Genomic DNA, 13264 nt, shown 5'->3' with positions numbered 1-13264 from the left:
GATGACGGGTTTTTGCACAGCGGGCCGCAATGCTTCGGTGAAGCTGGGCGTTGCGGTCGGCCCGCGTCCCCTGCACCGAATACGACGCTCGATGTCTCGGCATCCCTTTTCCCGACGAAGGCTGCAGTTTTGCGGGGGGCTTTTCCTTTCGGTAAAATCCTGTTTCTCTCCTGATGAAGCGGGAGGAAAAGGAATGAAAGGTTTGCCGAAGAAACTTGGCGGGTCGGTTGTCGCGGCGCTGGCTGCGATCGCGGGTTGGCTGGCATTCTTTCCGCCGGAGCTGCTGATCGTTGGCGACGGCTACGCCGCCAAGATCGTCTGCTCCAATGTCTTCATTGCCGGACGCGATCCGCAGGCTGTGCTGGCGGAGGATGTCCAGGCGCCGGGACATCCGCTCTTGAAATTCGTCAGCGTGTCCGTCGACCGGAACAAGCAAATGGTTACGGCACGCATGTTCGGCTTTGCCGCGCCCGCTCGCGCCTTCTATCGGCCGGGCCTCGGGTGTACCAATACGAGGGGCGGCAGCGCTCAGGCGCTCGCGGATTCGGCAAGGGCGGGTGACGTCGGGGTCGCCGCGGCCTCGGCTCATGACCCGAATGTGAACTGGCCCGACGGAAGTAAGGCCGATATCGACCCCACAATTCAAACTATCGTCGAGGATGCCGGTCTGGCCGGGCCAGGTATCCGCGCGATCGCCGTGATCAAGGATGGCCGTCTGGTGGCGGAGACCTATGGGCCCGGTTTCGACCGCGACACGCCTTTGCTCGGCTGGTCGATGACAAAGTCGGTGACGGGGACGCTTGTCGGTCTGCGGATTGCCGAGGGGCGGATGGATCTTGCCCGCGCGAACCTGTTGCCCGCGTGGAACGGTGACGACCGGGCGAAAATCACCCTTGCCGATCTCTTGGCGATGCAGAGCGGGCTCGCGTTCAACGAAGACTATGGCGATGTCACCGACGTCACACGCATGCTCTATCTCGAAAGCGACATGGCCGGCTTCGCCGCCTCGAAGCTGCTCGAAAAACAGCCCGGCACGAGGTTCAGCTACTCGACGGGCACGACCACGCTTCTCTCGCGCCTCTGGATGGAAACGTTCGAAGATCCGGCGGAGGCGCTCGCCTATCCCCGCAAGGCGCTCTTCTCGCCGCTCGGCATGACGAGCGCCGTGATGGAGACGGATGCGAGCGGCACCTTCGTCGGCTCCTCCTATATGTATGCGACGGCCCAGGATTGGGCGCGCTTTGCCGAGTTTCTGCTTGAGGACGGGAGTTGGAAGGGCAGGGCGCTTCTGCCAAAGGAATATGTTTCCTTCATGCGGACGCCGACGGCTGCTTCGGGCGGCGATTACGGATCCGCTCAGATCTGGCTCCAGGAAAACGGCATCCGCGCCGGCACGGGCAATTTTCCGCCCGACACGTTCTGGATGCTCGGGCATGACGGCCAAGCGATCATGCTTGTCCCGTCACTGAGCCTTGCCGTCGTTCGCCTCGGGCTGACCCCGTCGCGCACCGGTTATGACGTGCAGAAGCTGAACGCCAGAATTATTGAAGCACTCGATTGAGCGCCTTCAAGGTCTTACCAGAGTTGTGAGGGAAACCGCCCACCCACTTACCGCATGTCGAGTTCGTCTAGCATGCCCTTGCGCTTTGCGTGGTAGTAATAACCGCTCGCATAGAGCTTCACCGCACCGTCGTGCTGGTTGTTGGCTACCATCCAGGCGCCGCGCAGGTACTTGGTCGCGTATTTAAGATTGGTCTCGGCATCGAAGAGGCCTTCGGGCGGGCCGTCGTAACCGAGACCCTTGGCGGTGTTGTAGCGAATCTGCATCAGGCCGTAATTGCCCTTGCTATAGGCGCCGGGATTGTAGTTGCTCTCGCGCTTGACGACCCGATGAACGAGTTCAAGGGGAATGCCGTTGAGATCGGCATAATACTCGATCAGCCGATCAAGCTCGGGTTTGGAACTGGTCGGTCTTCTCGAGGGCTTCAGCGAATCGGGAATGACGCTCGCAACGGCGCCGACCGCGGAGCCGATGACGCCGGCCCTGGGGCGTTCTGTCGGAACGATCATGCGCTTGGCGACGAGCGTTTCCAGGCCGACCGGCTCGCCGGTATCGAAATCCGATTCCATCGCCGCGGCAACGCCGAGGAGCGGCGCGATATCCGGTTCGACGCCGGCCGATTGTCCCGCGACCGGAGAAACTGCCGTCGAAGAGAGCGTGTGAGCAGCGGGCGCAGCCATCGCGACCTCGAAGGCCTGACCCGGCTTTGCCGTCGGAATCGCGACCGTCTGCGGCGCGGCATAGGCGAGGGTTGCATCCGTTGCCGGAGTCATCGCCGTCGCCGTGCCGGTGACCGGCACCGCCGCGGCCATTGCCTGCGCTGCGGTCGTGGAGGTGGTTGTCGCGGGAGCGGATGTCGTTTGTGCCGTCAGCGCGGCCGAAGTTGCCGTTGCCGCGCCGTCCGGGGTCGGCAGGGCATAGGCGGTCATTTCCGTTCCAGGCTTCGGGAGAGGGGTGACCGTCTGCACAGCGGTCAGTTCTTCCAGCGAAGTATGCTCGACGGTGGAGCATCCCGAGGCAATTGCCACAGACGCCAGAGCGGCGGCAGTAAGTACCTGTTTTGAAAGGAAGAAACGGAATATCGCCATGCTGTCACTTTCGTGCGTCCGGGCCCCGTTGCCCCCTGCAAATCAGCGGCTGCCACCCGCTGCGCTTGAATCTCCATTAACCTATGCCGCCGGTTGCGGCAAGCGCATGGGCGATTTTCACGAGGTTGCCCGCTTCAGGCCATCCGTCAGCAGGCCTGCGCCGTTCAGCGGCGAGCCGCCGGTGCGGTTGACGATCCGCCGGATATTCGGCTTGCGAATCGTGCTTCCCGCGGCTGAGCGAGGCAGGCATCCTATTTCAAAGCGGTGAAGATCGCGGCTGAGCTGGCGAGCAGGGGGCCGAGAGGCTGTCATGACCGTGAAGTCGCCAAGCGCTACCCCGGCGACCGTCGCGCCTGCGGTTCTTCGGCCACCGCCGAGCGCATAGGAGATGACGAGCAGAATGGTCGGGGCGGGAATGGCGCGCGGCACTGCAGAGGCGGCGGCAAAGGCAAACCAGTGCTCGAAGGACATGAAAGGGCTCCGCCCTTGAATGGCTTCCTGATGAAGAGATCAGGAGGGAGCCATGCAAGCGCGGAGCCGTCAACTGCTATTGCAATCACGAGGAATGGTCGAATCAACCAAATCACAATCGTGATCGATTCCTATCGTTCGATCAGTCCTCCGCCTGCCAGGATTGGCCGACGACGTCCATCACCTCGCCGAACCACTTTGCCGATGTATCGAAGTGCTTGCCGCCCCTGATGCGCGGGAACTCGATCGTGCGGAGCCTGCCGCCCTGGTCCTCGTCGTGGCCGGTGACGCCGGAGATTTTGTTGAGGGCACTTTCGACCGCCAGATCAACCATGCTCTGAATCAAGCGCAGGTCGTCGCCATTGGCAGGTGCGGAGCGGGCATAATAGCCGGACTTCTGCACCATCGAGCGCTCGGCGCCGAGCAGCGCGGCAAACTGCTTGGAAAACCAATTGCCGACATTGATGGTGTCGATCTTCACGTGGCCGAAAGCATCGCGCTTGACTGTTTCGCCGGCGGCCTCGCGCTCGGCAACGATGGCATCGAGGCACGCACCTTCGCTGACAAACAGGGTCACGAAGCCCGCACGGTCCATGACTGCACGCAGGCGTTCGGCTTCCGCCTCCAAATCGACCTTGATCTCCGGCAAGTAGACGCCGTCGATGTTCTTAAGCTGCGCGTTCATTATGAAGCCGTCGACGTATTCCTTGCTGCCGGCCATCTGGATATAGGCGCGCGCCGTCGCGGCGGTCAGCCAGCCGCAGTGGCGGCCCATCACCTCATGCACGACGAGCGTGCGGGGCGCAGCGCTCTGTTCGTTGCTGACATTGTCGAAGAACCGCGCGCCGTATTCGGCCGCCGTCCAGGCGCCGAGCGTCTGGCGGATGGGGACGACGTCGTTATCGACCGTCTTCGGCAGGCCGACGACCGTCAGGTCATAACCGTTGGCGCCGAGATAGGCCGCAAGATCGGCGGCCGTCGTATTGGTATCGTCGCCGCCGATCGTGTGCAGGATGCTGATGCCATCGGAGGCGAGCCTTTCCGCCGCGACGCGAAGCGGATTTTCGCCCTCCTTGACCAGGCCGCGCTTCACGCAATCGGCGGTGTTGGTGAGCTTCACCCGGCTGTTGCCGATCGGCGACCCGCCGTGGCGGTGAAGGATGTGAGCCTTCTCGCGCATCTCTTTCGTGATCTCGATGCGGTCGGCCAGAAGCAGGCCCTGATAGCCGGAACGATAGGCAACGAGCTCGTAGTCGGGTGCGATATCCGTGTAGCGTTCGATCAGGCCGCCAACAGCAGATGAAAGGCAGGGGGCAAGCCCGCCCGCTGTCAGCATTGCGACTTTCTTCTTGGCCATGTTTCCTCCTCGGGATTTCGGCATCGGGTGACCGTTGACGAGAAACGATCACAATCTCGATCTCTGCTTAGTCAAAGATCACGGTGGTCTAGCGCAAATCCGATGGAAATTAAATGACAGGCCTGTGGATGTCGGAAAAAGTTGATAGTGCGCCAGGTGCGGGAACTACAGCGCCGCGCGTCAGATCAGACGTGCAAAGATCGCTGTAGCACTTTGAATTACTGCATGATCTTGTCCTTGAACCGGTTCAAGGAATTATGCGGTTGGCGAGGCTGCGTCCAAGTATCGCGCAAGGTTACCGCGAATTAAGTTGAGATTTACGGCTATATGATTTATTGAGGGGCCATCACAAATGCGTCATTCCATGACGTTCGCGCGGCCAGCCGCTTGCAATTTGCCACCACATCAGATCATGCTGTGCGGTGGACAGGGAAAAATCGCACATATGTCATTTTGGGACAACCTTCTCAAAATCGTTACCGCAACCGGCAACGCGCTCGCAGGCGTGGTCGAGGCCGTTCGCACGCTCTTCGAAGGGGATCCGGAAACCCGACGCAAGGTGGCCTTCTCCGTCGCGATGATTGCCCTCGCGGCGAAAATGGCGAAGGCTGACGGCATTGTCAGCGAGGCTGAAGTGGCGGCGTTCCGCGATATCTTCAAGTTTCCCGCAGACCAGGCGCAGAACGTCGCCCGACTTTATAATCTCGCGCGCCAGGACGTTGCCGGTTACGAGGCCTACGCGGAGAAGATGGCGTCGCTCTGCTCTTCCTGCGAGAAGAATTGCCCGATCCTTGAGGACATCGTCGACGGGCTCTTCCACATCGCGAAATCCGACGGCGCGGTGCATGACAAGGAACTCGCCTTTCTGCGGCGGGTCGCGGAAATCTTCAAGATGGACGACGCGCATTTTGGGCGCATCATGGCGCGTCATGTTGATGGCGAAGGCGGCGATCCCTACCAGGTCCTCGGCGTCTCGCCAAAGGATGATTTCGCCAAGATCCGCAAGCGCTATCGGGTGCTCGTCTCCGAGAGCCATCCGGACATGCTGGTTGCGCGCGGCGTACCGGAGGAGTTTCATGCGATCGCCAACGATCGCATGGCTGCGCTGAATGCAGCCTATGAGGCGATTGAGAAAGAACGCCGCGCCGCATGACATCGACATGCGATTTTCCCGGCGCCCGGCCGGTGCCGTCGCCCAACCATGGCGAGCGCGCCGGCGGGCGCAGGCCCGACATGATCCTTCTCCACTATACTGGGATGGAGACGGCATCATCGGCGCTCGACTGGCTTTGCCGGCAGGAAAGCCAGGTTTCCAGCCACTATTTCGTCCATGAGGACGGCCGCATCGACCAGCTCGTGCCCGAGGAGCGTCGCGCCTGGCACGCGGGTAAAAGCTTCTGGAAGGGCGAGACGGACATCAATTCCTGCTCGATCGGCATCGAGATCGCCAATGCGGGACATCCCGGCGGCCTGCCGGAGTTCCCGAAAGCGCAGATCGCGGCGGTCATCGAATTGTGTCGGGACTGTGGCGAACGCTGGCAAATAACCCCGGAAAGGGTGCTTGCCCACAGCGATGTAGCACCGATTCGCAAGGTCGATCCGGGAGAAAAATTCCCATGGCATGTGCTCCACAGTAAAGGGGTAGGGCATTGGGTGGAACCGGCCTCCGTCGGCGGTGGCCGCTTCTTTCAGCGCGGCGACCGGGGCCAACCGGTGGAAGCGCTTCAGTCGATGCTGTCACTCTATGGCTATGATGTTGAAGCTACAGGCGATTTCTGCGAGAAAACAGAGGGCGCCGTGGCAGCCTTCCAGCGGCATTTCCGTCAATCGCGGGTAGATGGGATTGCCGATATTTCCACCATCGATACGCTTCACCGCTTGCTTTCAGCCCTGCCGAATTTCCGCGCTTAAACAGGAATTTTCGAGCGCGCTAAATTAGCGCCTCCTGCACTTTGTCGCGCGATTTTTTTGCGTTGCCACATGTTTACCATGATGGCCCCTTCATTTGCGCGCCATCAACTGCAGGGGATGCAGCGCGACCGCGCCGCTCTTTTGTCAATGAAAACGATCGGGAAATTCGGTCGTGGCGGCGGGGTGCGCCGCCCGGCCCATTCCCCAGACCGGAGACTTCTAACTACATGAGAATATCGTCTGTTGCTGCGGTGGCGGCATGCCTTGGCATGTTCTGCGCCGGGATGGGAACGTCGTATGCGGGGAATATCGACAGAACCATCAAGACTTCTTCACTCCCAACCGTCACCAGGACGACAGGCTATCCCCAACCGGATCTATCGCTCGGCTCCCAATATACGATCCTCATCCAATCCTACGCCAAGCAATATGGCGTCCCTACCGACCTCGCCCATGCCATCGTGCAGGTCGAGAGCAATTTCAACGCTATGGCGCGCGGTAGCGCCGGTGAAATCGGCCTCATGCAGATCAAGCCCGCGACCGCCCGCATGATGGGTTACTCCGGCTCTGCCAAGGGTCTCTACGATCCGGCAACGAACATCAAGTTCGGCATGATGTATCTGGCGAAGGCGCAGGAGCTTTCGGACGGCACGACCTGCGGCACCATCCTGAAGTACAACGCCGGCCACGGCGCCAAGCGCATGAACCCGGTGTCGAAGCGTTATTGCGGCAAGGTGAAGAGCATTCTGAACTAACCGTCAGTTTCTGGAGGGCGAAATCGCTCGCCGTCCTTGAACTGCCGCATGCCTCACCTGGGATCGATGCCGATCCGGGGAGGAAAGCCGGATAGGTCTCGCGTTCCGGCATACCGTTTACTGCATTGTTCCTTAAATCGGAACCGATTTAAGGATAAAACCATGCAGCAGCCTAAAGTGTCACAGCGACCTTTGTGGGTCTGAAAAGACGCACGGCGCTGTAATTGTCGAAGGAATTCAGTGTCATTGCCTGAGCGGCATGCTATTCCCGGAGGAGTTGCCAGCAAAGGACACGGATGTCGGAGAACTTTGATTTCGCGATTATCGGCAAGGGCATGATGGGTGCGGCAGCGGCCCGCCATCTGAGCCGTACGGGCGCCAGGATCGCGCTTATCGGCCCGGACGAGCCGGAGGATTGGGCGAACCACGGTGGCGTCTTCGCCAGCCATTACGATAACGCCCGCATTACCCGCGCGATCGACAACGATCCGGTATGGGCGCGTCTCGCGCGTTCTTCGATCGATCGTTATCCGACGATTGCCGCAGAAAGCGGTGTCAAGTTCTATTTCGAGGTCGGCTGTCTGATCGCCGCACCGGCGCCCGGCAGCGAATTCGATTATCTCGAGAAGGTCGAACTTGCCCGCGACCGGCTCGGCGTCGAAGCGCCGCTGATTCTCGGCGGTGATCTCGTGGAACGGTTTCCGTGGTTTCGCTTTCCGCGCGGCTACGACGGCATCCATGAGGCTCGCGGCGCAGGTTATATCAATCCGCGAGCGCTGGTGCGCGCGCAAACGATCGCCGCCGAAAGATCCGGCGCCCGGGTCATCCGGTCGGAGGTCGTCTCGGTTGAAGAACAAGCGGATCACGTCGCGGTGGCAACTGTCGACGGGCATAGGGTTCGCGCCGCACGCGTCGTCGTGGCGGCAGGCGGTTTCTCGCTGTCGGCGGCGCTTCTGCCGAGACCAATCGACCTCACGGTCAAGGCACGCACCGTGCTTTTCGCCGAGGTCGATCAAAAGGAGCTGTCCGCATTCGAAGGCATGCCGTCGCTGATCGTTGCGGCGCCCGAGCAGCACAGAAGCTACTATTTGCTGCCGCCGGTTGCGTATGCCGATGGCAATCACTACATCAAGATCGGCGGCGATCCGACCGATAGGGTGCTAGCGACAGAGCCGGCGGTTCGGCAATGGTTCCGCGGCAATGCCAGTGCGCATGCCGCCGATCATCTGCGGGGGCTGCTTGCCGACGTGATGCCAGGGTTCAGGCCCATTTCGACGCATTTTGCGCCTTGCGTCACATCGTTCACGCGGCACGGCTATCCCTATATCGGCTTTGCCAGCGATCGCATCGCCGTCCTCACGGGCGGCAACGGGCAGGCGGCCAAGAGTTCCGACGAGATCGGCAGGCTGGGCGCAGCCCTCGTCATGAATGGCCGCTTCGACGCCGGGTACGAGACCGACTTCGCGGTTGCGTACTCAATGGTTCCTTAGATCGGGACCGATTTAAGGATAAAACCATGCAGCAGACCGGGCCGGCGCAAGCAAGGTGAAGTCGTCAGATTTTTCTGGCGCTTGCTGTGCCGGTCGGTTAATGAGCCTCTGCCAGTTGGCCGGGCAGCCGCGCTCCGCAAGTGCCGAAAGGCCGCGGGGCGAGGAAAGTCCGGGCTCCACGGAAACACGGTGCCGGATAACGTCCGGCGGGGGCGACCCCAGGGAAAGTGCCACAGAAAGCAAACCGCTCCGCATGCGGAGTAAGGGTGAAAGGGTGGGGTAAGAGCCCACCGCGGCCATGGCAACATGGACGGCACGGTAAACCCCACCGGGAGCAAGACCGAATAGGGATGACACGGGCGCGCAAGCGTCCAGCCGGTTTCCAGGCCCGTCATCCGGGTGGGTTGCACGAGGCTGCGCGCAAGCGTAGTCCCAGATGAATGGCTGCCACGTTCCGTCTCCTTCGGGAGCGGTGCCATACAGAACCCGGCTTACAGGCCAACTGGCGATTTTCTTTCGCAGCTTTGCGGCGTCGCTGCACAGGCAGCATGTATTCCTTTGACCCCGAATCAATCGCAGGCGCGCTTGGGACAGCTCCCGCGCCGGCTGGTTTCGTGCGGGATTCCAAGGCATTAGGGTCACGATCGTAACCCTTTATTAAACTTAACAACCTATCAATATTTGATCATCCGGCAGGCTGAGTACAAGCTTCTCCCATTGACGCCCATATGGTCCCATGTTATCCCATAATGGTACTGCGCAAGGGCCATGTCGTGGCCCATCATCGCGAAATTCCAAGATTCCTTCTTCGGAAGGGTCGGGCGGGCGCACTTGTGTCCGGCGGGGGTCTTTTGCATGCGCAGACGAGTGTTCGCGCGGGCCGATGATCATGGCCCGTCAGTCGGGGGCGGCCGTTTCGCGTCATGAACCGCTTCTTGTCACATGCTACGAACCGGATCGATGCGAAGGGGCGGGTGTCCGTACCTTCGGCGTTTCGCGCTGTGCTTTCGGATGGAGGCGTCCGGGAGTTATATTGTTTTCAGGACTTCGTCTTTCCGGCGATCAGCGTCGGCGCGCCGGAGCTTCTGGACCGGTTCGAGAAGCAGATGGCCGCCGAGGATCCGTTTTCGGACGCGGCCAACCAGATGTCGCTCCTCGTTCATGGGGGCGGCGTCTTCGTGAAGCTCGACCCGGAGGGCCGGCTGATGGTGACGGATTTCATCCGCGACTTCACCGGCATCTCGACCGACGTGACCTTCGTCGGGCGGGGCGATCATTTTCAGCTCTGGGAGCCGCAGGCGTTTGCGAGGGCGCAGGCGGAGGCCCGGGAGGGGCGCAAGCCACGGGGGTTGCGTCCGGAATAGAGTGGAGAGGCGGAATGGTGACGGATCAAGGCGGCGGAACTTCTGAAGCCGACGGCGGACCGGTTCGTCACATTCCGGTCCTCTTGAAGGAAGTCCTCGCAGCTCTCGGTCCCGCTCCCGGCAAGATCATTCTCGACGGCACTTTCGGGGCCGGCGGTTACACATCCGCCATTCTCGATGCAGGTGCCGACGTCATCGCGCTCGACCGCGATCCGACGGCGATCGCCGCCGGGCAGCCCATGGCTGCCGCTGCCGGCGGGCGGCTCAAGCTCGTTCATGCCCGTTTTTCTGAACTCGCCGACCATGCGCCGGCAGAAGGGCTTGACGGCGTCGTGCTCGACATCGGCGTTTCATCGATGCAGATTGACGAGGCGGAGCGTGGCTTCTCGTTCCAGAAGAAGGGGCCGCTCGACATGCGCATGTCGGCCGCTGGCGTCTCTGCCGCCGATGTCATCAATCGTGCCAAGGTCTCCGACCTCATCCGCATCTTCGGTTTCCTCGGGGAAGAGAAGCAGGCGGGGCGCATTGCGCGTGCCATCGAAAAGCGCCGCGCCGAGGCTCCGTTCGAGACCACGCGCGATCTCGCCAACCTCATCGAGACGGTGACGCCGCGCAAGGCCAAGGACAAGATTCACCCCGCGACGCGCGTCTTTCAGGCGCTGCGCATCTTCGTCAATGACGAACTCGGCGAGCTCGCCAATGCGCTCTTTGCCGCCGAGCGCGCGCTGAAGCCTGGCGGGCGCCTTGTCGTCGTCACCTTTCATTCTCTCGAGGACAGGATCGTCAAGACGTTCTTCCAGGATCGCTCGGGCAAGGCGGCCGGTTCCCGTCATCTGCCGATGGTGGCGGCGCGCGCCGCAACCTTCGCGCCAGTCGGCAAGCCTATGGTCGCAGCCAGCGAGGAAGAAGCGTCCCTCAATCCGCGCGCCCGGTCGGCCAAGCTCAGGGCCGGCATTCGTACGGAGGCCCCGTCGCCGGGAAGCGATCTGTCCATTTTCAATCTGCCGGGGCTGGCGAGCCTTGCGAAATTGGGGGGCTAAGAAAAGATGCTCAGAACGCTCGACATTGTCCTGATCGTCGTCATGACGGCTGCCGCCACAATCACCTACACCATCAAGCACCAGGCCGAGAACAAGCTCGAAGAGGTTCGCAAGCTGGATGCGGCGATCAAGCTGGAAGAGGACACGATCGACCTGCTGAGGGCGGATTGGGCGCTGCTGACCCAGCCGAACCGGCTGGAGCGCCTCGTCTCCGCCTTCGGGGTCGACCTGCAACTCGCGCCGACGCCTTCGACGCAGCTCGCGCGGCCTGAGGAGCTTCCGATGCTGAAAGCCGATCTGCCGCCGACCGAAGAAGACAAGAAGGCGATCGACGGTGTCGCCGCCGTCATCAACACAGATAATATCGCAACAGGCTCGGTGGCGCACTGATGTCGTTTCTCTCCCGTATCATGGTGCTGAAAAGCAAGGCGCATTTTTCGGCCGGGGGGAACAATCGCCCTGCCGACGCGGGCATCAACGTCACGTTCCAGGGAACGCGCAAGAAAAGCGCCAGTCAGGCGAAAAGCCGCGTCGCGATCATCATCGCCAGCTTCGGCATCGTCTATGCGGTGATCGGCGGCCGACTGGTGCAATACGGCTTGGCGCAGCCGGAAACCGTTTCCTCGATTGGACGCGCCGACAACCTGATGGCTTCGCGACCCGATATCCTCGATCGCCACGGCGAGATTCTCGCAACCGACATCCGCACGGTTTCGCTCTATGCTGAGCCGCACAAAATCGTCGATGCCGACGAAGCGGTCGAGCAGCTGGCAACGGTTCTGCCCGAACTCAATGCCCGTGACATCTACAACAAGCTGAAATCGAAATCGCGCTTCCAGTGGCTGCGCCGACAGCTAACGCCGAAGCAGCAGAGCGACATTCTGGCGCTCGGCATCCCCGGCATTGGCTTCCGCCCGGAGAAACGCCGCTTCTACCCCGGCGGTTCGACCGCCGCCCATGTTCTCGGTCACGTCAATATCGACAACCGCGGCATCGCAGGCATGGAGCGTTATATCGACAGCCAGGGGCTTGCGGACCTCGCGGCGATCGGCATGACGAGCGATGCCAAGCTGGAGCCGGTGAAGCTCTCGATCGACGTGCGCGTTCAGAACATCGTGCGGGATGTTATCGATTCCGGCATGAAGAATTACCAGGCGATCGCGGCCGGCGCAGTCGTTCTGGACGTACACACCGGCGAGGTCCTGGCGATGGCGTCAGTGCCGGATTATGATCCGAACAAGCCCGTGGAAGGCGCTCAGGAAGGCTGGATGAACCGCATGTCGAACGGCACGTTCGAGATGGGCTCGACCTTCAAGACCTTCACCATCGCCATGGGCCTCGATTCCGGCAAGGTGACGCTAAAAGACAGCTTCGATGCCACGGCGCCCATCCGCATTGGAGGCTTCACCATCAAAGACTTCAAAGGCAAGCGCCGGGTGCTGACCGTGCCGGAGATCTTCCAGTATTCCTCAAACATCGGCACCGCCAAGATCGCCGATCTGGTCGGCATCCCGGGACACAGGGAGTTCCTTACCCGCCTCGGCTTGCTCTCGAGGCTTCCGACGGAGCTTCCCGAGGTCAAGACGCCGACGCAGCCGCACGAATGGAAGAAGATCAACTCGATCACCATTGCCTTCGGCCACGGCGTCTCGACCACGCCGCTGCAGACGGCGGTCGCCGGCGCGGCGCTGGTCAACGGCGGCAAGCTGATCCCGCCGACTTTCCTGCCGCGCACCGAGGAACAGGCGAGCGAGATCGCGACGGCGGTTGTCAAGAAGAGCACCAGCGACGACATGCGCTTTCTGCTTCGCTGGAACGGCATTGCCGGTTCGGGCAAGCGCGCGCTCGTTCCGGGCTTCGACGTCGGCGGCAAGACCGGCACGGCCGACAAGGTCGTCAACGGCCGTTACGCCAGCGACCTGAACTTCAACGCCTTCCTCGCGGCGTTTCCGATCGACGATCCCAAGTACATCGTGCTCACCTTCATCGACGCGCCGAAGACCGGCGAAGGCGGCGGGCGCACCGCCGGTTCGAATGCCGCGCCGATGGTGCGCGACATCATCAGCCGCTCCGCGCCGCTCCTCGGCGTCGAACCGAAATTTGGAGAAGACGGTTCTGCCTTGCTTGTGTCTTATTGACCGTGAAATGAGAATGCGGACGATTCGCGATTCTACTGCATGGTTCCTTAAATCGGAGCCGTTTTAGGGATAAAACCATGCAGCAATTC

At 61.5% G+C, this 13264-nt stretch carries 11 protein-coding genes, 1 other RNA gene and 1 pseudogene; 10 read left to right on the top strand and 3 right to left on the bottom strand.

What is annotated here, in order from left to right:
* Positions 1-193 precede the first annotated feature (193 nt).
* On the top strand, positions 194-1561 hold the full coding sequence (locus tag PYH37_RS23320; RefSeq protein WP_280733805.1) for a serine hydrolase domain-containing protein: 1368 nt from the start codon (positions 194-196) through the stop codon (positions 1559-1561).
* 47 nt (positions 1562-1608) lie between these two features.
* On the opposite strand, the gene PYH37_RS23315 is transcribed toward PYH37_RS23320, so the two are convergent.
* From PYH37_RS23315 to PYH37_RS23305, 3 genes and pseudogenes are all read right to left on the bottom strand, one after another.
* The gene (locus tag PYH37_RS23315; protein WP_280733804.1) at positions 1609-2649 is read right to left on the bottom strand and encodes a lytic transglycosylase domain-containing protein; all 1041 of its coding nucleotides are present in this window, start codon (positions 2647-2649) and stop codon (positions 1609-1611) included.
* 254 nt (positions 2650-2903) lie between these two features.
* Positions 2904-3120: pseudogene (locus tag PYH37_RS32500) on the bottom strand (LysE family translocator); the annotation flags it as partial.
* A 142-nt stretch (positions 3121-3262) separates the two neighbouring features.
* Entirely contained in the window at positions 3263-4477 is a 1215-nt protein-coding gene (locus PYH37_RS23305; protein ID WP_280733802.1) for a pyrophosphate--fructose-6-phosphate 1-phosphotransferase, read from the bottom strand.
* A 445-nt stretch (positions 4478-4922) separates the two neighbouring features.
* Here PYH37_RS23305 and PYH37_RS23300 point away from each other — a divergent pair, with 445 nt between their 5' ends.
* The 9 genes from PYH37_RS23300 to PYH37_RS23260 all read left to right on the top strand — a co-directional run bounded on the left by PYH37_RS23300 (position 4923) and on the right by PYH37_RS23260 (position 13175).
* Positions 4923-5630 (top strand): J domain-containing protein, encoded by a 708-nt coding sequence (locus PYH37_RS23300; RefSeq protein WP_280733801.1) that lies wholly within the window; start codon positions 4923-4925, stop codon positions 5628-5630.
* On the top strand, positions 5627-6388 hold the full coding sequence (locus PYH37_RS23295; protein WP_280733800.1) for an N-acetylmuramoyl-L-alanine amidase: 762 nt from the start codon (positions 5627-5629) through the stop codon (positions 6386-6388). The genes PYH37_RS23300 and PYH37_RS23295 overlap by 4 nt, the downstream gene beginning before the upstream one ends.
* Before the next feature lie 227 nt (positions 6389-6615).
* The gene (locus PYH37_RS23290) at positions 6616-7143 is read left to right on the top strand and encodes a lytic transglycosylase domain-containing protein (RefSeq protein WP_280733799.1); all 528 of its coding nucleotides are present in this window, start codon (positions 6616-6618) and stop codon (positions 7141-7143) included.
* 296 nt (positions 7144-7439) lie between these two features.
* On the top strand, positions 7440-8633 hold the full coding sequence (locus tag PYH37_RS23285) for an NAD(P)/FAD-dependent oxidoreductase (RefSeq protein ID WP_280733798.1): 1194 nt from the start codon (positions 7440-7442) through the stop codon (positions 8631-8633).
* A 111-nt stretch (positions 8634-8744) separates the two neighbouring features.
* Positions 8745-9143, top strand: an RNA gene (gene rnpB / locus PYH37_RS23280) — RNase P RNA component class A.
* 413 nt (positions 9144-9556) lie between these two features.
* Positions 9557-9997, top strand: coding sequence for a division/cell wall cluster transcriptional repressor MraZ (mraZ, locus tag PYH37_RS23275; RefSeq protein WP_280733797.1), 441 nt, complete (start codon positions 9557-9559; stop codon positions 9995-9997).
* Between the two features lie 14 nt (positions 9998-10011).
* Positions 10012-11037 carry a 16S rRNA (cytosine(1402)-N(4))-methyltransferase RsmH gene (gene rsmH / locus PYH37_RS23270; RefSeq protein WP_280733796.1) on the top strand — a complete coding sequence of 342 codons (1026 nt, stop codon included), beginning with the start codon at positions 10012-10014 and terminating at the stop codon, positions 11035-11037.
* A 6-nt stretch (positions 11038-11043) separates the two neighbouring features.
* A complete protein-coding gene (gene ftsL / locus PYH37_RS23265) occupies positions 11044-11427 on the top strand; it encodes a cell division protein FtsL (protein WP_280733795.1) in 384 nt (127 codons plus the stop codon).
* Positions 11427-13175: a peptidoglycan D,D-transpeptidase FtsI family protein gene (locus PYH37_RS23260; RefSeq protein ID WP_280733793.1), complete on the top strand. Its 1749-nt coding sequence runs from the start codon at positions 11427-11429 to the stop codon at positions 13173-13175. The genes ftsL and PYH37_RS23260 overlap by 1 nt, the downstream gene beginning before the upstream one ends.
* The last annotated feature ends 89 nt before the right edge of the window (positions 13176-13264 follow it).

The organism is Sinorhizobium numidicum (genome assembly GCF_029892045.1).
Taxonomy (GTDB): domain Bacteria; phylum Pseudomonadota; class Alphaproteobacteria; order Rhizobiales; family Rhizobiaceae; genus Sinorhizobium; species Sinorhizobium numidicum.
This window is presented reverse-complemented; position numbering and strand designations above follow the sequence as displayed.

What these genes read in the sequence shown, in the direction of transcription:
- ftsL (WP_280733795.1), top strand. Translation starts at nt 11,044, where the DNA reads ATGCTCAGAACGCTCGACATTGTCCTGATCGTCGTCATGACGGCTGCC.
- PYH37_RS23315 (WP_280733804.1), bottom strand. Translation starts at nt 2,649, where the DNA reads ATGGCGATATTCCGTTTCTTCCTTTCAAAACAGGTACTTACTGCCGCC.
- PYH37_RS23305 (WP_280733802.1), bottom strand. Translation starts at nt 4,477, where the DNA reads ATGGCCAAGAAGAAAGTCGCAATGCTGACAGCGGGCGGGCTTGCCCCC.
- rsmH (WP_280733796.1), top strand. Translation starts at nt 10,012, where the DNA reads ATGGTGACGGATCAAGGCGGCGGAACTTCTGAAGCCGACGGCGGACCG.
- PYH37_RS23290 (WP_280733799.1), top strand. Translation starts at nt 6,616, where the DNA reads ATGAGAATATCGTCTGTTGCTGCGGTGGCGGCATGCCTTGGCATGTTC.
- mraZ (WP_280733797.1), top strand. Translation starts at nt 9,557, where the DNA reads ATGAACCGCTTCTTGTCACATGCTACGAACCGGATCGATGCGAAGGGG.
- PYH37_RS23300 (WP_280733801.1), top strand. Translation starts at nt 4,923, where the DNA reads ATGTCATTTTGGGACAACCTTCTCAAAATCGTTACCGCAACCGGCAAC.
- PYH37_RS23320 (WP_280733805.1), top strand. Translation starts at nt 194, where the DNA reads ATGAAAGGTTTGCCGAAGAAACTTGGCGGGTCGGTTGTCGCGGCGCTG.
- PYH37_RS23285 (WP_280733798.1), top strand. Translation starts at nt 7,440, where the DNA reads ATGTCGGAGAACTTTGATTTCGCGATTATCGGCAAGGGCATGATGGGT.
- PYH37_RS23260 (WP_280733793.1), top strand. Translation starts at nt 11,427, where the DNA reads ATGTCGTTTCTCTCCCGTATCATGGTGCTGAAAAGCAAGGCGCATTTT.
- PYH37_RS23295 (WP_280733800.1), top strand. Translation starts at nt 5,627, where the DNA reads ATGACATCGACATGCGATTTTCCCGGCGCCCGGCCGGTGCCGTCGCCC.